Raw genomic sequence first — 19,465 nt, 5'->3', positions numbered from 1 at the left:
CCAAATAGACGAAACAAACGCTTTGAGAGCCCTGTCGGCAGCTTGGCTCATCTATTTTTTAGTGAGCTAGTGCAAATAAAGGTCGGAGTGTCATATATATCAGGACGCATCTCATAGGGCCGCTCGCCCTGCTCTTGCGCCTCTTCCTTCTCCTTGAGAAAGTCGGTGATGTTAACCAGTTCGGCATTATCGAAACGCTCCCCAAGAGTGAGGCGCTCCTCCTTTGCCGGTATACCTGTGGCGATAACCATCAACTCAAGCTCACACTCAAGCTCGGGCACAATCGACAGGCCTATGATCACCTGTGCCTGCCTGTCGAGATGTTGCTGCACCAAGGCGCCGATGGCATGGTATTGGTTTAGCTCAATCGCCTCGGTTGCCACCACGCTAACGATAGCGCCTTTGGCACGGGACAGATCCATCTCTTCCAGTAGCGGATGATTAAGCGCATGGGCAACCGTGTCGGCCAAGGCATCGCCCGCCTGCTGTCTTGCAACGCTCATGGCCGCCCGCCCTTGATGGCTCACCACGGTGACGAAGTCGTTGAGATCGATATTGATAAGCCCAGATTGGCTGATGGTGACCGTCAGCCCCTGCAATACATCCTGCAGCACTCGATTGCTCTGACTAAAAGCATTCACTAGGGTGACCTTCTCATCCAACATGGCCACCAACCTATCATTGGGCAGCACTATCAAACTATTGGCCTGAGCTGACAACCTATCGACGCCTTGCTGGGCGACACGATTACGCTGATCACCCTCGAAGTCAAAGGGAGTGGTAACCACAGCCACCAGAGGCTTACCAAGCCGCTTCACCACTGCCGCGATAAAAGGCATGGCCCCAGTGCCCGTACCGCCGCCCATGCCGCCGGTAATAAATACTAAGTCGGCAGCGCCCACCAGCTCGCCGATCTCTTTTTCCGACTCCTGCGCGGCGGCCAAGCCTTTATCTGGGTCGGCGCCTGCGCCTAATCCGCGGGTGCTATGATCGCCTATCTGTAATCGACTCGTACACTGGGCACTGGCCAGCGACTGAGCATCTGTGTTGACCGCCACCAGCTGCACCGCGTCACTGAGCTCGGCCTGACTGAGTTGATTAATGGTATTGCAGCCACAACCGCCTACACCAACAACCAAAATCTTCGGCAGATAACCGCCTTGGGGAATGAGATCGAACATGGTAAAGCCTCCATTTGATGACTCGACCTAGCTTACCCCGCAGCTGCGACAAACTCCGTCGCAGCAGTTTGATATTGTTGATTTAGCTTGATTGCCAAGCGGCTAAAATGCGCCCTGAGCTTGGGCGGCGCCACCACTTCGACGCTATCGGCCATCTCCCACAGAAAGGCCCTGAGCCTGGGAGTATCCTTCACTTTAGCCTGCACTCGATAACGGCCATCATCAAGACGCTCGATATGTTGATCGGCGGCGAGCTTAGCCTGCCTGAGAATAAAGTTAGCCGAGGGTGAAAATAGCAGATCGATATTGATCCACTCTGGCTGACGCACCCCGTCGTGCAACGCATCCGCAAAGTTTTCGCGAGTCATCACAGGAGTGTCGAGCAGGCGTACATGACGAACAGAATCTATAGGCCGGGCGTAGAGCTTGGTGTGAAAGCTGCCGATGGTAAACACCAGCAAGGCCACGCCATCGCTAATCTTAATCCCTTGCAGATTTATCGGTGAATAGTCCACCCAATGCACCTCTCCCTTGATAAAACGCTTAAGCTGACAGGCTATCTGACGCTTTTGCAGCAAGGCCTCCTGCACCGTCGCCAGCACCTGTGGATCTTGCTCGATAAGCATCAAGGGCAGAGGCTCAGGCAACTGAGCCACGCGACAAGCCCAGTAGAGCCAAGATCTGTCCGAGTCGCTGCCCAGCACCTGATCGGCGCGATCGAAATAGGGCGCCAGCTGTTTGAGGCTATCGGGCGGCAACAGTTGACGAGCGTTATGTTTCAACGTGAAAAACGCCAAGGCCACATGACGGTCCATCAGGGTAAGGTTCATCCCCTGCCAACAGGCGGCGACCGACCAACCGAAGGGCTTGCACCTGTCGTCCATCTCCAGGCCGAACAGCCCCATCTCATACATGGCCTTGAGTTCGCGCTGCACAGTGCGCAGCCCCACATCGAAGTTCAAATCTTTGAGGTGCTCGGTGATCCTATTGGCCGTGATCCGTCTGGGATGCCTAGGGATCAGCTCAAGCATCTTAAGCTGACGCTGGATATTGGTTTGCATTCAGAGTTCCCTTGATGAGCTATATCAACAGCATACTACTCACCTACGACAAAATCTGTCGCAGCGATTCGCTTTGCTTCATAAATGTCAGGACTAGGGGCTCATATTGATACTTCCCATGTCCCTATGGGTCACGTGTGAAGGAGCGACCTCAAGTGTTGGTGCGGCTGAGAGATATTTTTAGCTGTTTTCGATTGGAGGATTTAACGGCCTTTGCCATTTTAAATGTGGGTTTTGAACCATGGCTTCATGGTGAGCCTATCACCTGCGATGGGTGAAATGTATGGATGCACCAATGTCGTGATCACATGAATGTGAGTAAACGGCCTTTTGTGCCCCCTCTCTTCGATTTAGCGTTAATTGTATGACTAGCGCAATCTGACTTATTTTTGGACAAAAGTATTTAGACCTTCGAATGAAGGTATTGGCTTTTTTAGCTTGTAACCTTTAGCTGCATAGGTTTTTACTTCGCTGATGGCAGCGTTGGACTTCATGGTTTTGAATTGCCTGCGGCAGGCTTATGTGCAAACACATTTGTGACACGGTGAATGAAGCAAAGCTTCGTGCCTATGAACGAGAGGCATGGATGCCGAACTGGCCGTTAGACAGGGATGTTGTTTGAGCACTTCCATGTGAGCTCTACCTCGGCATCCATGCCTCGGAAGGTCACAAATGTGTTTACACAGATATCTATCGTCTCTTCGATTGAGCGTTAATTGTGTGACTAGCACAAGCTGAAATATTTTTGGACAGAATGCGTTATAATATTAGATCAGTAACGCCCCAAGCATGGGCAATTTTCAAGCTGGCTAAAATTAGGAACGTAGCGACGGAGTCAGCTAAAAATTGTCCCATTGACTTGGCTTGTTAGTTGCTGATTAATGATAGTATCAATTTTCAAATGCAACGCACTTGTATCTATACAATAAAATCACGGCGCAATTACTATAACTCTTTCTCTTGCTGATACTGTATAGTTTTTATTTCCTATATATAGAAGCATTTCTTGCTCTCCTATATCTGTTGGTTGCCATACAACGCTTAACATATTGTTAGCTTTGTCAAACTCAACGCGGCAGTACCCTGATGTTACACGGCAATCTCCGTCAATTTCTGATAACGCAGTATACTGGTAATTAATAATTAGGGCTTTGTCTACTTCAATTTCGGCGACATTAGAAGTTACTTGATTAAGTTTAATTAACTGCGTATCTACCGCAATCAGGCCCCCTTCAGTATCAATACCGTATAATGTATCGTCCTTTTCAATCATACTAACTAGCTCGTCAGGCACTTTATATCGGGCAAAATGTTTTGGTTCAAAAGGATTTTTAATATTTAAGCTATTTAAATAATAGTTCCCACTTACCATGTACTGGCCAAATAACTGATCACTACTCAAAATTTTAAAATTCTCAAAATGTATTTGAGATAATGTAAGCTTTCTATTATGTACATCGTAAACTCGCAAATCACTTTGACTATCATCTATCCGATAAACAGCTCCATCATTCACTAAAATTGAATCAGGCCAGCCGGAGTCGGCATCTAAAAACTGGTCGCAACCATCAGCGTCATCTTTCCATACACTTACAGGCTCTGCTGTAGCTGTAACCAATGAACAATCCCCCCAAACATAGTAATCACCGTTTACATCAACACCAAAAGTATTACCGAATCTGCGAATGTACTGTGGATCATTTGGCATACTAATATCTATTGCATCATATAGCTCATCAAAGCCTTCATTTTCACACATTTCACAAACATCTCCGTTATGAGGTATATAAGCATATTGTGAAGATAAATAGAAAGGATCTGAAGCACGGAGAGTAATAGGGTATTGAGCAACTAATAGCAGCGATAATGGGTTACTCGCATCAATAACATCAATGCCATAAGAGCCTACTAAATAAAGGTGTTTGTTCGCAAAACCAAACTGTAAGTACTCCCCGCTATAGCTGTTTATCTCAATTATTTCAGTGCCATTATCTTCCAAGACAAGGAGTTTGTTACTTAACAGAGCGTATAAATATTGTCCGTCAGAGGTTAAAGATTTTAAAGGTTCGTCATATGTAAACTGACGAACTGCGCTATTAGTGCTGTACCAATCCGCCATAGGTATTGGATATTTGTTTTGTGAACGTTCACCGCTATACTTTTTACTGGAGATATTTACCGTACTCACATTGGTGTCATAATCATCAGACACGGTAAGCTCAAAAGTATAGATGCCATCATAATCGGATAGCTGTAGTTGTGGAGAACATGCGGTTGTATCACTTAATTTTAACTCAGGACCTTCCAATTGCTTCCAAAAAAAATTTAGATTGCCGATATCTGTATCATTCGGATTACAATTTAAGTTAAAACTTTCGTAATTAAAGTATGTTTTATCTTCCCCTGCATTAACAGGAAATAATATCGGGGTTATCGTTATATCTACAGTATCTGATGCTGTTGCCCCTTCATTATCTGTCACGGTAAGCTCAAACACTATTACTTCTTCAGTATCTACACTTGGTGTTACAAAGGATACAGCAGTTATATCTGTGCTTGATGTTTCTACCATGGAACCGCTAATTTGCGACCAATGGTAACTTACTATATCCCCGTCTTCATCAGAACCAGTACCGTAAAGAGTAATGGAGCTTCTTTCAGTAATAGTTTGATCAATACCTGCATTGGCAATTGGTGGGCTATTGACTTTGTCGCTAGAGCCACCGCAAGCAGATAGTCCGAATAGGGTAAAAAATAGAATGAATAATTTATAACTAAAGTCCATGTTGGTTTTTTCTCCTTATAACTCAATAGGGGGGACTGGGTTACATCAGTACTAGCTTGTAATCAATAGCACCTAACGATCGTGATTCACGAGCCGAAGGTCTCGTGTAATGGGTTGTTCTTTACTTTCGGAGAGAGGCGGTTATCGCTACTCAATCCGTGAGTTCATATTCCATGCCCTTGGGGCTTAATTGATGCCCCCCTGCGGCGTGAGGGAAGCATCGCTTCTTTACTTGAAGTCAATTGCAGGTCTCTTTAAAGCTTCGCTTTACGAGCCTTAGCAAGTGCCTTCAAGCTATCATAAATAAGGCGTTTCTTCCATCGCGTTTGGCTCTATCTATTCCTTCGGCTAGACTTAAATATCACTTCTTTTTTGCTAAAAATCGTCTACCGCAGGTCAAGAACATTTTATTAGTGCGCATGCGCGTTTACCTCGTTGGACCAGTGAAAACGCGCACAGTTAACTATCTGTATGTAATGAACTTATCAGCATTTTGCTAAATATACCATCTGGAAAAATGCGCATGCGCGTTTTCCAAACCTATTATCTACTTAACAATGGATGCAATTAGTTGATTTTAATGGAAGTTATAATATCAACAACGGCAAAACGCGCACGGATTTAGACTTAAAATCACCCAAAAGTCACATAATTTAAATATGACTGTATATCTGTCCAGTTTCTACTTCTTGTGGTGAATAGCCCAAACAGGACCTAGATAAGAAATTGTAGAGCAGTAAGTTTGCGATTTACAGGCTGACCACCGACTCACTTCGGGGCAAAACCAAAACAGCTTTTTCATTCCCTCTTCACACCAAACACGGCCAAATCGAAGAGACGTTAGATACCGAGTGTAGATACACCAGTGACCTTCTGTTTCATGGATGAAACCGCAGAGCGGCCAGGGATGGCGCACAGCGTGTCACGGACGTAGCTGCACATTAAGCCTGCGGCAGGCAATAAGCTTCAATGAGGGTCGACCTTCAAACTCTCTCAACAACTAAACATGCTGCCAAACGCTGCTCAAACAAAGAGATAGGATATCTCGATGAACTGCCCCCGCCAAACACCAGACAACAAAAAAGGAGCTAACGTTAGTTAGCTCCTTTCATCGAATCTATATGAATGTTACACACTCACTGCTGGCTAGCCTAATCGTTAGCTAATACGATAAGTTAGCGCAGTTCCCATGCGCGATAACTCTTACCTTTAAGCTTGCCTTTAGTTATCTTGTTAAGTGCCTTATTCAGCACTTTACGATCGACAGCAACATATGAGCGGAATTCGGTGATCTTAATTTTACCCACTTCGGTGCCTTCGATGCCGTTGTCACCCGTTAGGCAACCTAAGATATCGCCTGGACGAACTTTGTTCTTCTTGCCACCGTCGATTTGAATCGTCACCATGCGAGGCTGAGGTGGATAGGTATCGAGTAAGCTTTCGCTCGGTAGCGCCTCATCCACGATGTCACGGCCGATCTCATCTTCAAGCAGTGCGATCTTATAGCCATCTTCATGATTATAAAAAGTGTGCGCAGCGCCTTTACTGCCCGCGCGACCTGTGCGGCCGATACGGTGAATATGCACTTCGGTATCGTAGGCAACATGGTAGTTAACCACCATATCCAGCGCATCGATATCGAGTCCGCGAGCGGCTACGTCAGTTGCCACCATCACGCTGGCACTCTTGTTAGCGAATCGAAGTAACATCTGATCACGATCGCGCTGCTCTAAATCACCGTGAAGTGCGACAACACTAAAGCCATCATTAGCCAATTTAGCGGCCACATCTTTGGTTTCGCGTTTGGTATTACAGAACACTACAGCGCTTTCAGGCTTATGGTGCAGTAGCAGCAGACGTAAGGCTTTCATGCGATCGTTGTTATTACCGCACTCATAAAAATGCTGATCAATGGTGTTACCGTCATGCTTACCTTCCACTTTAACCATTACCGGATTAACCAAGAACTGCTCACTAATGGTTTGAATTTGCTCAGGGAAAGTGGCACTAAACAGCAAAGTCTGACGTTCACGCGGGACTTCAAACATGATAGCGTCTAGCTCCTTTTGAAAACCCATCTCTAACATACGATCGGCTTCATCGAGGACTAACATGTTCACGTTTTCAAGATCTAAGCGACCACGATCGAGATGATCGATAATACGACCCGGTGTACCAACAATAATATGAGCACCATGTTCTAGTGAGCCGATTTGTGGCCCCATAGGCACACCGCCACACAGAGTCAGAATCTTAATGTTATGGATACCACGCGCCAAAGTACGCAGATCGGCAGCCACTTGGTCGGCCAATTCACGGGTTGGACACATAACTAACGCCTGAATACGAAAACGTTTTACATCAAGTTTGTTAAGCAGACCTAAACCAAAGGCGGCGGTTTTGCCTGAGCCTGTTTTACCCTGACCAATGACATCTTCGCCATTTAGGATCGCGGGGAGACTTTGCGCCTGAATAGGCGTCATCGATTCAAAGCCGATGGTGGTTAAGGTATCGAGTAACTCTGGTTTTAACGGCAGGCTATTAAACGCAGTCGCAGTGTTTTTATCGGCTTGGCTCACGGTATTTTCCTAGTCGGATCATGCTGAGCTAGGCCGAGTATTAATCGTGCTTGCGCAGCTAATCGAATGTTATCGCTTGTAGATAGGCTAGCTAACCCAACCACATCTATGATGACCAAATGCGTTAAGTCCTGCCCTGTATTGGCGGCGATTATAGCAATGTTTTAACTAAAGTGCGTTAGGCAAGTGAGGTTAAAGAGATTAATCCATAAAAGCCCTGCACCAAAGTTAGCGAGTCGTACTGCGGCGCAGGGCTTAGATAGGAGACGTTATGCGGTTGCTAATTCGCCCTCATCATTATCGCTATTACTGTCTTTGGCATCGAGACGTTTAATTACCGCGCCATAGATAATCAAAGAGACAGCTGAAACACTCGCAATACCGGCAAAAACGTACCATATGTAGTGTGCATGGGATGATGCTTCAACCCACAAAGCGTGGTCACTAAAGGTGCGAGGATCGGGGCAATATGCTTCGAGCAGATATCCTGACAGACCAAAACCCAGCAGTGAACTGATAAACGAGTGTAGATGTGAGAAGCCCAAGTACAAACCTTCTTCGCCCTTAGGTGCCTGCAGTGAAAAATATTCCAAGAAGCGAGGCGAAATAAAACACTCAGCTAAACCTTGAAACACGATCCCTATGATCATCATCGCCGCAATAGGATGCATGCCTAAAATAGTTTCACTGCCAGCAAACATATTGCCCGATGCCATTAACAGTGCCGATACTGGCATGATAAACATACCAATAGTCATCGATGATAGTGCGCTGCGTTTAGCCATCATTGCGGTCACGACACTGACGCACAAAAACACCACCAGCGGATTCACGTTAGCGTACCAAGACGGCGAAGAGCCTTCGCCAGCCATGCGCAGTACATATTTTGGCATAGTGGCATAAAGCTGATGTTGCACCATCCAAAAACCAGAGATAATCACGGTAAGTGAAATTAAACGACCATTAGACAGCACTTTCGTTAATGCTTGCCAGATTTGGCCTAGGCTCTTACCAGAGCGATTATTGTCGGTACTTTTGAAGAACAAGAAAATACTGACAAAGGCGATAAAGGTCATGGTGGCGGCGAAGTAGTTGAGGTTAATGAGCCCCATATCGCCCATCGATTCACGTAGCGGTTTAACCACGGTCTTACCTGAAAACGCCCCTATGTTGACCATCATATAGAAAATAGAGAACCCTTTGGCACGGGTTTCTGCGGTGGTCGATAAGGCTACGGTTCCTGTGATCACCGCTTTAATAAAAGAGCCACCGATCATGATAATAATTAAGATAGGAATAATCGCCCAGCGAATATCGGCTTCTCTTAAGCCATGGTAAACCGTGTCTTTACCGTATTCCACCAGCCCCTGGGTCTCGATTAACATGGGGAAAATGGCTAATGACGCATAACCTATAGTCAATAGGCCAAACGCCAGCAACAAGGCGCCCCTGAAACCGATTTTATCGGCCAGAGCACCACTGAATGTCGGTAAGAAATAGAGACCGGCCGAGAAGGAGCCCGCAAGCCAAGCCGCTTCGACATCGCTAAAGCCCAAAATACGCGATAGATAGAGAGTGATAACAATAAATACGCCATAATAGGCGGCGCGCTCAAGTAGTTCGACCCCGTTAGCGATCCAGAACATCCGCGGAAATACGGTTTTTGTATTACTGCCAGGATTGGATGTGACTTTATTATTCATTTGATGTGATCCAAGATAAAAAAACACATCAAACTACCGCGAGCCCTTTAACAACGCAACAGTTGTAACCGCTATTAACAACTATTTTTCATTGATTGCGATCCATACCACATCCGATAACAAGCCTAGATCTGAGTCTGCATTTCACCATCGCGATCTAAGAGCTGTTACTTTTGGATCTGCTCACTTGCCGCAATTAACCCTAAACTTATCAGTCAGTTCTATGTAAACATTCCACTCCAGCATGGCGTTTCTCTCCTATACTTATTTTCACATAAGGAGAAAGCGCTATGTTAACACTCAATATTCGCCAAAAAGTGGTACTCGCTACTATCATCTCAGTGGTTTTATCCATCTTTTTAATTAGTCTCTATGCGATGACGAATAGCCGTAATATCATCTTAGACGGTACCCTTAACCGAGAGCTACCGGCTGTACTTGGCGAGGTTGCTAATGACGTCAATGGTCAACTGTTAACGCCGATAACCATCGCTAAAGTGATGGCAAATAATCTTAAATATCAATCTTATATTAACCAAAGCGAACCTAAAGAAATTCAACCTGAGCTTATTGAGTCGCTTGCGAATATTCAGCAAAAATTCAATACCATTACCGCTTTCTTAGTCTCTAAAAATACAGGCAACTACTTTACTCACGAGGGCTTATTTAAAACTATTTCGCCAACAGACAGTCGCGATAAATGGTTCTATAACTTTCTCGCCAGTGGTAAAGAATATGATTTCGCCATTGATGTCGATGACCTTAACCATACTTTGACATTATTTATCAATTATCTAGTAAAAATAGATGGTCAAGCTAGCGGGGCGGCGGGGGTTGGCCTATCACTGGACAGCTTAGCCAACAATGTTAGGCAGTATCATATCGGTGAGAATGGCTTAGTTTTTTTAACCGACGGTAAAGGGATAATCAAAATCCACGCCGATACCGCCAACGTGGGTAAGAGTGTTAGCGAACTGGGTGATATCGATATTAGCCAATTGATGAATCAAAAACTGTTTGCGACCTCTGAATACCGCAAAAACGGTGTAGATACACTAGTGGCAAGTCGTTATCTCGACACCATAGGTTGGTACCTCGTCGCTGAAATTCCTAAAGACGAGCTATATGGCCCGATCAATGATGCAACTTGGTCGTTAGTGGTGATGGGGCTTGTGCTCTCACTGATTATCATGGTCAGCAGTACTTGGTTAATCAATCGCTTGATCGCCCCATTTGGTGAGCTAGCCAAGATACTCAAAGCGATCGGTGAAGGAGAAGGCGACCTGAGCATACGACTCGATGACACCCGACAAGATGAAACAGGCAGTATGGCCGAGGGATACAACCAATTTGTCAGCTATTTAAGTAAAACTTTACAAAGCGTTTCTGCAACCGGAAATGATCTGTTTGATGCCGTCGAGCGCATAGATAATCAAGCCAAACATATGGAACATGAGATCAATGAGCAGGTGAGCAAAATTGAACAAGTGGCTACCGCAATCCATGAAATGGGTATGACAGCCGAAGAGATCGCAGGCAGTGCAAATAATGCCGCGCAAAATGCACAAGTCGCAGGTGAATCCGTTAGCCAAGGCAATCTGTCGGTACAAAACACCATAGCCAGTGTCGCCACCATGAGCGAGCAGCTCAACCATACCAGCCAAACCATTAGTCAGCTGGCGGAAGATGCCAACTCCATTGATACCGTGTTAGAAGTGATCCGAGCGGTGTCTGAACAAACGAACCTGCTGGCGCTCAACGCTGCCATTGAGGCCGCTAGAGCCGGCGAACAAGGACGCGGCTTTGCGGTGGTCGCCGACGAAGTGCGAACCTTGGCATCACGCAGCCACGCATCAACTGAAGATATTCGTCATATCATCGAAAAGCTGCAAACGAAAACCCGCGATGTCGTTGAAGCCATTGCCCAGAGTACCGAACTTAGTGAACATAGCCAGCAGGAGGCGATCACCTCTGGCGAACACTTACAAAGTATCTCTGAGAATATTTTGGCAATGAATGAGATGAGCGCGCAGATCGCAACCGCAACTGGTGAACAATCGAATGTGGTCGGGGAGATTAATCCCCATGTTACCGCGATTGCGGATATCTCAAGCGCCAGCAGTGAAGTCGTACGCCAGACCTCTTTAGATTGTAGCGATCTGCGAGAGATGGCGGTGCAGCTAAACGAATTGGTATCACGATTTAAGTTTTAGTGAGCCATTGCCAGCCAAACGGCTTAAGTACTTAACCTTGCTTAAGCCGTCGCATCTTAGGTCATTAATGGTTATCCTAGCCGCCATTGAATGACCCTATTGTAGAGACAACGTTTTAGCGCTATGACAAAAAATAACATCAGTAAGACTCAGCTAGTTGAACAACTAATGCAGTGGAAAAACAAGCAGATCTCAGCCGAGCAATTACAAGATTGGATGGTAAGCCATTATGAGCCCGATGAAGTCGATATTGGCCTAGGTGAATGCGAATGGACTATTGAAGCGATGAATATCGTAATGAATGAATATGAGATAGCCAAACTAGACAAGTTTCGCCAAGAGAATGCGCAACTTGCCATCGATTTCATCGACACCGACGAATCACGCTTTAACCAAACTCGGCATCTATTCTTGCAAGATGGTTTTAGAGACTAGCGTCTAGCATAGAGTAGACTCGGCGCGGCTATGGCTTAAACACTCCGATCACGCTGCCTGTTGCCTTTGCGGCCACTTGCTCTTCGGTTTGCTGGTCGCGATAGTCGCATTCGACACACTCAACCGTCTCAACGCCCTGCTCTTTAAACAAAACAATGGTGTCGGCCGCTTTACATTTAGGGCACTTTGCCCCAGCAACAAAACGTTTCTTGACTCTGATTCTACTCACGCTGCAATTAACCTGCTGACATAACAATAGCTGTGTTGATGGACGCATTTTGCCATAAGCAGATCAAAAAGACTCCAATTAGTTGGAAATAGTTCCGCCTAAAGAGTGGCTAAAATAGCCGTTTCTACGCTATTATCCTCCTCCAATTGTCTCCATGTAGTATCAAATCAACCGCAATGATCACCATTACTCAAGCGCAGCTTATTCGTGGCACCAAAACCTTATTGGACGAAACGTCACTAACCATCTATCCCGGCCATAAAGTGGGGTTGGTTGGCGCCAATGGCACAGGTAAGTCATCACTACTCGCCTTAATTTTAGGGCACTTGAGCTTAGATAAGGGTGAGATCAACGTGCCAAGCGGCTGGCAAATATCCACAGTGGCACAGGAAACACCAGCGCTGGATGTCAGTGCACTAGAATATGTTATCGATGGTGACCGAGAATATCGTCAGCTTGAGCAGCAACTACATCAAGCCCAACTCGATGACGATGGTCATGCGATTGCGCTACTCCATGGAAAAATTGATGCCATTGGCGGTTATGCTATTCATTCTCGTGCTGCGAGCTTATTAGCAGGCCTGGGGTTTAGTGAAACTGAGCAAAAAAATCCCGTTAAGAGCTTTTCCGGTGGTTGGCGCATGCGCCTTAACTTGGCCCAAGCACTATTGTGTCGCGCAGAACTGCTACTCCTCGATGAGCCAACCAACCACTTAGATTTAGATACCATGTATTGGCTTGAAGGTTGGATTAAGTCTTATCAGGGCACGCTGATCTTAATCAGTCATGATAGGGACTTTATCGATGGGATTGTCGATGAGATAGTCCATGTAGAGCACCAGAAACTCAACTACTACAAAGGTAATTACAGCGCCTTTGAACGTATTAGAGCCGAGCGTATGGCGCAGCAGCAAGTGGCTTTTGATCGCCAACAGAAAGAGCGCTCGCACATGCAGTCATTTGTCGACCGTTTCCGCTATAAAGCCAGTAAGGCTAAACAAGCGCAGAGTCGCCTAAAAGCCCTCGAACGCATGACCGAGCTGTTACCCTCAAAAGCCGATAGTCCATTTTATATGGAGTTCAGACCACCTGAAGCACTGCCTAACCCCTTAGTAAAAATGGAGCAGGTCTCCGTGGGCTATGGCGATAAAGCCATCTTAAATCATGTACACCTAAACTTAGTCCCAGGGGCGCGTATCGGCCTACTTGGTCGTAATGGCGCGGGTAAATCGACGCTCATTAAGCTATTGTCAGAACAACTCAAGCCCATGAGTGGCATCTATGAAACCAATCCCGGGCTTAATATTGGTTACTTCGCTCAGCATCAAATTGAATTTCTACGCTTAGATGATTCGCCACTGCAGCATCTAAGTCGTCTATCACCTAATCACAGAGAACAGGAGCTGCGCGACTTCTTAGGCGGCTTTGGTTTTAACGGTGATATGGCGCTCGCTCCTGTTCGCCCCTTCTCTGGGGGAGAAAAGGCGCGCTTAGTGTTAGCGCTGCTGGTGTGGCAACGCCCTAACCTATTACTGCTCGATGAACCCACCAACCATTTAGATCTTGAGATGCGTCATGCGCTAACCATGGCACTACAATCGTTCGAAGGCGCGATGATCATTGTGTCTCACGATAGGCATCTGTTGCGTCTCAGCTGCAGTGATTATTACCTGGTCGACCAAGGTGAAGTACGCAGTTTCGATGGCGATCTCGATGACTATCATCAGTGGTTACTCGATGCCGCCAAGAGTGAAAGTAAGAACGAAACAGCGCTAGAGGCATCACCAGCCCAAGATAAAAAATTGCAAAAACGCCTCGAAGCAGAATTAAGACAAAAACTTTCGCCCATGAAGAAAGTGCAAAGCAAACTGGAAAAAAGCCAACAGCAGTATACTGAAAGATTAAGCGAACTTGAGAACATGCTCGCAGACACGAGCTTGTATGATGCCGATAATAAAGCCAAGCTCACCGACGTATTAAGCGAGCGAACTAAGCTAACTCAAGCCCTCGAAGAGAGTGAACTTGAATGGCTTGAACTGCAAGAAGAAATAGAAACGGTAGAGCAAAGTGTCAAAGCTGAATTAAGCTAGCCTACAAGTAGCTACTGCTCTAAACATTTATTTGTAACAAGGATGACAATAATGACCTATCTTAATCACTTCGATTTGTCGCTATGGCAAGAGTGTGATGGGCTTTATGCCAAGCTGCAGGAAGCGTGTCTTAAATTACAAGACGCACACGGCGTTAACGTTAATCTGCTGCTGCTCGCTCATTGGCTAGACAGCCAACGTTATTGGCTCAGCACCGACGCATGGCAGCAACTTTTTGCACAGATAGACTGTTGGGAGCAGCGGATATTACAACCTTACCGCCGTCTTAGAAAGTTAAGTAAAAACAATTTAACAGAAAATGAATATCAGCAAATGTTAGATGTTGAATTGATGCTAGAGCGTAAAGAACAAGGGCTAATTTTACATAAATTAAGACAGTGCGCGGCAGAAGACACCTCACATAATCTGCCACGCTATCTGAGCCTATTTGGTATAGATGTTAACCTCTACCCCGAGTTGAGCTAAACAAGTCCAATTCGGACGTGCAGTTTAAGTGCTCAATTCAGTCAGCAGGTTAGCTTAAATCAGCTTTTTAATTTAAGCTCCTGCGCCAGCAGTGTCGCGTTTCTTGCAGTGATCCCATAAATTGACAGCTGCGGATTAGCGCCTAAGCTGGTTGGAAATAACGAGCCATCCATCACCGACAGATTGTCAAAATAATGTGAGCGCCCTTCGCTGTTCACCATCGACATCTTAGGGTCTTCTCCCATTGGGCAACCTCCCATCACATGTGCACTCGCCACTATGGTTTTTAGCGGTGCTAAGGTCATCTCTGCAATCGCTTTTTTAGCTTGGGGCCAACTTGATAGCATCGACATGCCTTCGCTGATGGGTAATACTTTTTCGGCACCAGCGGCAAATTGAAGCTCAGCCATGCTGGCAAATGCCCGTCGAGCCGCTTCCCAGAAGGCATTGTTGAGAGGGTAGTCTAGGGTAAATCCGTGATCAGTTAATTCCACCTGTCCACCTTGGCTATCGGGATGATAACCATCTCTGACCAATGCAATAGTGACTTGAAGTTGATTAAACTGTGCCATCAAATCCGCATGGCTTTGGCCGTAACCTAAGGTTTTCGATGCAATTAAAATCGGGTGCACTGGCGGTACTTCCAATTTATAACCCAGATCGCCAGCGGCCCCATTTTGCCAAACAAATTGATCGGAATAGATAGATTGCGGCGCACCACTATGGCCGTTAATCGCATCGTTAAACAACGCACCACTCAGTACCGTTGGGTGTAAAAAGGTCCGTTTGCCGATAATGCCGTAGGGGTCAGGTAGTTTAGATCGCATCATCAAGGCTGGAGTATGAATGGCGCCCGCACTCAAGATGTAATGTTTGGCCTTAAATAACAACTCAACCCCAGTAGGCGTTAATGTTTGACTCAGTGCTTGGGCCTTCAATCCAAAAATTTTATCTTGGTGATATTCAATTTTGGCCACTTTGGCACGACTAACTAAGGTGGCTCCACGCTCTAACGCTGCAGGAATGGTAGTCACCAACATCGATTGCTTCGCATTAACTGGGCACCCCATGCCGCAATAGCCAGTATTCCAGCAACCAGCTACATTGCGCTTGATCACTGTATACTCCCAACCTAATGCCTCACATCCCTGCTTTAGTGCCATATTGTTACGATTAGGCTCAAACTCCCATTTGCTGATATTGAGTCGCTGCTCCATCTTGGCAAACCAAGGGGCGAGCGTTTCTGTGGATAGCCCCTTAACAGACTTCTCTTTTGCCCAAAACGCTAATGCGTGATCAGGAGTACGGATCGATGTAGTCCAATTAACTGTGGTTGAACCTCCCACCGCCCGGCCTTGAAATATCCCAATCGCTTTATCTTTGGTTTTCATCGACGCGGCTTGTTGATAGAGGTTTGGATAGGCTCGTCGCTCCTCCATATTAAAGCTCTCGGACGACTTCAGTGGCCCGCCTTCGACAATGATCACCGATAAGCCAGCTTCAGCCATGATCTCGGCAGCAACGCCGCCGCCTGCGCCGCTACCAACAATAACCACGTCGGCTTCGAGCGTTAAGGGAGCGCTAACTTGGCTGGCATCAATATGATTCCAGCCCTTGGCTAAACCTTCTACTATGGGATCTTGTATGGCCAAGACTCTGCCTCCGAGCTGAATACTCTTTTTATATTATTAAGTAACAAACTAACGATAGCGGGTTAACTGAACAAGATGGGCTTCTCATAATTTAATCGCCCCCAATGTTCGGGACAAGCATAATAACTGGCCACCACCAACTCCCTTAATCCTTGGTAGGCCGTCACCATCATATCGAGATAACTCGATCGCCATTTTTCTAACATCTCAATAAGCTCATTAGGCGTTCGAAGCAACAGGGGGGTCATACTGCCAGTAAGGAGCAATAATCCTAAGCGAGACTCAAGCAGAGTTAGCAGCTGTTCTAGCTCATCGCGGGCGTCTGTTGGTAGCAATGCCATCGTTGCGACAATCGCGTCTATAGTGCGATTCTGCGCCGCTACACGTAAGGATTCGGTTTGTGGCAAGGCACCATCGAGAAACACCGGAACCAATAAACTAAATAGCAGCTGATGTTCGCTATTAAGGTGCTTGTTCACCCCCACGTAAGAAGGACTGTAGAGATTAACCCCGAGCGCCAGCGCTCCGGTACCCGCGAGAGCCGTGACTAAAAACGTACGTCTATTCATTGTCTCCGCTATCCTTAATATTACGCTGTCGATGTTAGGCCAAAAGGTGCCTTAATTTCAGTCCAAGGATCTGTGTTACACTAGCGTTACTTCTCATAATTAAACACACGTTTTAATATTCAGCAATAGCCAATGATGACAAAGCCTCTATTTACGCCACCATGGTGGGCGAGAAACCCTCATATTCAAACAATATTGCCAGTACTGACTAAGGTGGACAGACCTGAACTAACAAGGCAACGGTTGGAGCTAGATGATGGCGATTTTATCGATCTCGATTGGTTAAGCCCCCCCACTCAAGGTAACCCTATAGTCATACTGGTTCATGGCCTAGAGGGAAGCGCTGACTCACATTATATTCGACGCCTGCTGAACATGATGGCTGACAAAGGGGTATGCGCAGTCGTCCATCACCATAGAAGTTGCTCAGGTGTCACCAACCGTCTGGCTCGCAGTTATCACAGTGGCGATACCCAAGACTTACAGACCACGCTAACCATGATTGCGACGCAATATCCTGATAGCCCAATATCGGCAGTAGGTTATAGTCTTGGCGGTAATGTATTGACCAAATATTTAGGTGAGTACAGAGAGGCAAGTCTGGTTAACGCAGGAGTGATCGTATCGGCACCACTGCAACTCGGCGCCTGTGCGACAAGGCTTAAGAGCGGGTTTTCAAAGATTTATCAAAGCTACTTAATAAAGCAGCTACAGCAAAAAGTGCATGATAAGCTCAGCGTACCCAACCTAACGGCGCAAATGCCCGTTACTCAAGCAGAAGTCGCACAATTAACTACGTTTCATCAGTTTGATGATAAGGTGACAGCACCACTGCATGGATTTACTAGCGTTGAAGATTATTACCAGCGTGCCAGCGGTCTACCCTATTTGCGCCACATCACCAAGCCAACATTGGTCATTCACGCTAAAGATGATCCCTTTATGAATGATGAAGTGATCCCAGCCCACGATGATTTAGCCCCAGCAGTCACCTATGAACTGCATAGCAACGGGGGGCACGTTGGCTTTATTGATGGAGGTAGCCCCTTGCATCCCAAATACTATTTAGAAAAACGTATTCTCCACTTTCTGTTCGGCCAAGGATAAAAACCATGTTAGTGCCATATCAGTCGTTATTGCAGCTTCCCCAAGCCACATTGGAAAATTTAATAAAAGAGTTTCTGCTGACCCAGATGGAAGATGGTAGTTTTGTTACGATGGATGATCACGCAATGTCAATAGCCATTGCTCAATGTAAGCAAGCATTATCACGCTCTGAACTTGTGGTGGAATACAGTGAAGATGACGAATCTATTGCGATTCGACACAAAGATAACACGCTTGCGCAGCACCCATGAATGAACAGGAAGATTGACCTTTAACGGGTCTGTGCCGTATAACTATTGCTCCACCGCTGCTGTGCAACGGTGTCTATTTCAGCATTTCTTAGGTAAATAAATGTCAGCTAAACATCCTATTATTGCCGTTACAGGCTCCTCTGGAGCAGGCACAACCACCACCACAACAGCATTCAGTCACATATTCCGTCAGCTCGGAATCAATGCTGCCGTGATCGAGGGAGACAGCTTTCATCACTACACCCGCCCAGAGATGGAACTGAAAATTCGTCAGTCTCAAAATGAAAATAAAAACATTAGCTATTTTGGCCCCGAAGCCAATGACTTCGCGAAGCTAGAGCAGTGTTTTAGAGACTATAGCGCAACCGGTCAGGGAGAGACTCGCTCCTACTTACACACCTTTGACGAGGCGGTTCCCTTTAATCAAATGCCAGGTACTTTCACTCAGTGGCGACCACTGCCAGAAAATACCGATATGCTCTATTACGAAGGGTTACATGGTGGCGTGGTCACTGAGGACTGCAATGTCGCTCAACATGTCGATCTGCTTATTGGCATGGTACCGATTGTCAATCTTGAGTGGATCCAAAAAATCATTAGAGACACCTCTGACAGAGGCCACAGCCGTGAAAAGGTGATGGGGTCAATTGTGCGCAGCATGGATGATTATATTAATCACATGACACCACAGTTTTCACGCACTCATATTAATTTTCAACGCGTGCCGACGGTAGACACCTCGAACCCGTTTAGCGCAAAAACGATCCCTAGCTTAGATGAAAGCTTTGTCGTCATTCGTTTCCGCGGCATAAAAAATGTCGACTTTCCCTATTACTTAAAAATGATAGATGGCTCGTTTATGTCTCGAATTAATACCTTAGTGGTGCCCGGCGGTAAGATGTCATTGGCAATGGAGTTGATATTAACGCCACTGATCCGTGATCTATTAGAGAAGAGACAGCATCTGCTCGATTTAGATAATGAATAATGATACCGAATGCAGGTGAATTAACTTAAGCTTCGTTTAAGTCTGTCAGCGTATACTCTTGGTTATCGGGATTTCAGGCGAAAGACTGATAGTTAGTATACTCTTGGGAGTGAATTCCCCCATCTTGATCTGTTTG

General features: G+C 46.1%; 15 protein-coding genes. 7 read left to right on the top strand and 8 right to left on the bottom strand.

The window, feature by feature from the left end; genetic code table 11:
* Positions 1-47: 47 nt before the first annotated feature.
* The 5 genes from ftsZ to K0I62_RS02960 all read right to left on the bottom strand — a co-directional run bounded on the left by ftsZ (position 48) and on the right by K0I62_RS02960 (position 9,309).
* Positions 48-1,181, bottom strand: a complete 1,134-nt coding sequence (ftsZ, locus tag K0I62_RS02980) for a cell division protein FtsZ (RefSeq protein WP_220070058.1) — start codon at positions 1,179-1,181, stop codon at positions 48-50.
* Positions 1,182-1,213: 32 nt separating this feature from the next.
* Positions 1,214-2,242 (bottom strand): helix-turn-helix transcriptional regulator, encoded by a 1,029-nt coding sequence (locus tag K0I62_RS02975; RefSeq protein WP_220070057.1) that lies wholly within the window; start codon positions 2,240-2,242, stop codon positions 1,214-1,216.
* A gap of 931 nt (positions 2,243-3,173) precedes the next feature.
* Complete coding sequence (locus tag K0I62_RS02970) at positions 3,174-5,027, bottom strand: PKD domain-containing protein (RefSeq protein WP_220070056.1); 1,854 nt, start codon at positions 5,025-5,027, stop codon at positions 3,174-3,176.
* A 1,175-nt stretch (positions 5,028-6,202) separates the two neighbouring features.
* Complete coding sequence (gene dbpA / locus K0I62_RS02965; RefSeq protein ID WP_220070055.1) at positions 6,203-7,606, bottom strand: ATP-dependent RNA helicase DbpA; 1,404 nt, start codon at positions 7,604-7,606, stop codon at positions 6,203-6,205.
* Between the two features lie 269 nt (positions 7,607-7,875).
* Positions 7,876-9,309 carry an MFS transporter gene (locus tag K0I62_RS02960; RefSeq protein WP_220070054.1) on the bottom strand — a complete coding sequence of 478 codons (1,434 nt, stop codon included), beginning with the start codon at positions 9,307-9,309 and terminating at the stop codon, positions 7,876-7,878.
* Between the two features lie 290 nt (positions 9,310-9,599).
* On the opposite strand from K0I62_RS02960, the gene K0I62_RS02955 reads away from it, so the two are divergent.
* Both K0I62_RS02955 and K0I62_RS02950 read left to right on the top strand, forming a co-directional pair.
* A complete protein-coding gene (locus K0I62_RS02955) occupies positions 9,600-11,522 on the top strand; it encodes a methyl-accepting chemotaxis protein (RefSeq protein WP_220070053.1) in 1,923 nt (640 codons plus the stop codon).
* Between the two features lie 123 nt (positions 11,523-11,645).
* Positions 11,646-11,957 (top strand): hypothetical protein, encoded by a 312-nt coding sequence (locus K0I62_RS02950; protein ID WP_220070052.1) that lies wholly within the window; start codon positions 11,646-11,648, stop codon positions 11,955-11,957.
* Positions 11,958-11,985: 28 nt separating this feature from the next.
* On the opposite strand, the gene K0I62_RS02945 is transcribed toward K0I62_RS02950, so the two are convergent.
* A complete protein-coding gene (locus tag K0I62_RS02945; protein ID WP_220070051.1) occupies positions 11,986-12,186 on the bottom strand; it encodes a YheV family putative zinc ribbon protein in 201 nt (66 codons plus the stop codon).
* A gap of 176 nt (positions 12,187-12,362) precedes the next feature.
* On the opposite strand from K0I62_RS02945, the gene K0I62_RS02940 reads away from it, so the two are divergent.
* Both K0I62_RS02940 and K0I62_RS02935 read left to right on the top strand, forming a co-directional pair.
* Positions 12,363-14,276 (top strand): ABC transporter ATP-binding protein, encoded by a 1,914-nt coding sequence (locus K0I62_RS02940; RefSeq protein WP_220070050.1) that lies wholly within the window; start codon positions 12,363-12,365, stop codon positions 14,274-14,276.
* A gap of 51 nt (positions 14,277-14,327) precedes the next feature.
* Positions 14,328-14,762: a TIGR02444 family protein gene (locus tag K0I62_RS02935; RefSeq protein ID WP_220070049.1), complete on the top strand. Its 435-nt coding sequence runs from the start codon at positions 14,328-14,330 to the stop codon at positions 14,760-14,762.
* 59 nt (positions 14,763-14,821) lie between these two features.
* Here the strand turns inward: K0I62_RS02935 and K0I62_RS02930 are convergent, their stop codons facing one another.
* Together K0I62_RS02930 and K0I62_RS02925 are read right to left on the bottom strand one after the other, a co-directional pair.
* The gene (locus K0I62_RS02930; RefSeq protein ID WP_220070048.1) at positions 14,822-16,414 is read right to left on the bottom strand and encodes a GMC family oxidoreductase; all 1,593 of its coding nucleotides are present in this window, start codon (positions 16,412-16,414) and stop codon (positions 14,822-14,824) included.
* A gap of 62 nt (positions 16,415-16,476) precedes the next feature.
* Entirely contained in the window at positions 16,477-16,983 is a 507-nt protein-coding gene (locus tag K0I62_RS02925; protein ID WP_220070047.1) for a twin-arginine translocation signal domain-containing protein, read from the bottom strand.
* Between the two features lie 135 nt (positions 16,984-17,118).
* On the opposite strand from K0I62_RS02925, the gene K0I62_RS02920 reads away from it, so the two are divergent.
* From K0I62_RS02920 to K0I62_RS02910, 3 genes are all read left to right on the top strand, one after another.
* Complete coding sequence (locus K0I62_RS02920) at positions 17,119-18,090, top strand: hydrolase (protein ID WP_220071261.1); 972 nt, start codon at positions 17,119-17,121, stop codon at positions 18,088-18,090.
* Between the two features lie 5 nt (positions 18,091-18,095).
* On the top strand, positions 18,096-18,341 hold the full coding sequence (locus tag K0I62_RS02915; protein WP_220070046.1) for a YheU family protein: 246 nt from the start codon (positions 18,096-18,098) through the stop codon (positions 18,339-18,341).
* A 100-nt stretch (positions 18,342-18,441) separates the two neighbouring features.
* Complete coding sequence (locus K0I62_RS02910; protein WP_220070045.1) at positions 18,442-19,329, top strand: phosphoribulokinase; 888 nt, start codon at positions 18,442-18,444, stop codon at positions 19,327-19,329.
* Positions 19,330-19,465: the final 136 nt, after the last annotated feature.

Origin of the sequence: Shewanella psychrotolerans (assembly GCF_019457595.1) — a bacterium.
Taxonomy (GTDB): Bacteria; Pseudomonadota; Gammaproteobacteria; order Enterobacterales; family Shewanellaceae; genus Shewanella; species Shewanella psychrotolerans.
The sequence above is the reverse complement of the archived record's forward strand: the minus strand, read 5'-3'. Positions and strand labels throughout refer to the sequence as shown.

Coding starts and splice junctions, on each gene's coding strand:
- K0I62_RS02940 (WP_220070050.1), top strand. CDS start 12,363: ATGATCACCATTACTCAAGCGCAGCTTATTCGTGGCACCAAAACCTTA.
- ftsZ (WP_220070058.1), bottom strand. CDS start 1,181: ATGTTCGATCTCATTCCCCAAGGCGGTTATCTGCCGAAGATTTTGGTT.
- K0I62_RS02975 (WP_220070057.1), bottom strand. CDS start 2,242: ATGCAAACCAATATCCAGCGTCAGCTTAAGATGCTTGAGCTGATCCCT.
- K0I62_RS02935 (WP_220070049.1), top strand. CDS start 14,328: ATGACCTATCTTAATCACTTCGATTTGTCGCTATGGCAAGAGTGTGAT.
- K0I62_RS02910 (WP_220070045.1), top strand. CDS start 18,442: ATGTCAGCTAAACATCCTATTATTGCCGTTACAGGCTCCTCTGGAGCA.
- K0I62_RS02970 (WP_220070056.1), bottom strand. CDS start 5,027: ATGGACTTTAGTTATAAATTATTCATTCTATTTTTTACCCTATTCGGA.
- K0I62_RS02960 (WP_220070054.1), bottom strand. CDS start 9,309: ATGAATAATAAAGTCACATCCAATCCTGGCAGTAATACAAAAACCGTA.
- K0I62_RS02955 (WP_220070053.1), top strand. CDS start 9,600: ATGTTAACACTCAATATTCGCCAAAAAGTGGTACTCGCTACTATCATC.
- K0I62_RS02920 (WP_220071261.1), top strand. CDS start 17,119: ATGACAAAGCCTCTATTTACGCCACCATGGTGGGCGAGAAACCCTCAT.
- K0I62_RS02925 (WP_220070047.1), bottom strand. CDS start 16,983: ATGAATAGACGTACGTTTTTAGTCACGGCTCTCGCGGGTACCGGAGCG.
- K0I62_RS02915 (WP_220070046.1), top strand. CDS start 18,096: ATGTTAGTGCCATATCAGTCGTTATTGCAGCTTCCCCAAGCCACATTG.
- K0I62_RS02950 (WP_220070052.1), top strand. CDS start 11,646: ATGACAAAAAATAACATCAGTAAGACTCAGCTAGTTGAACAACTAATG.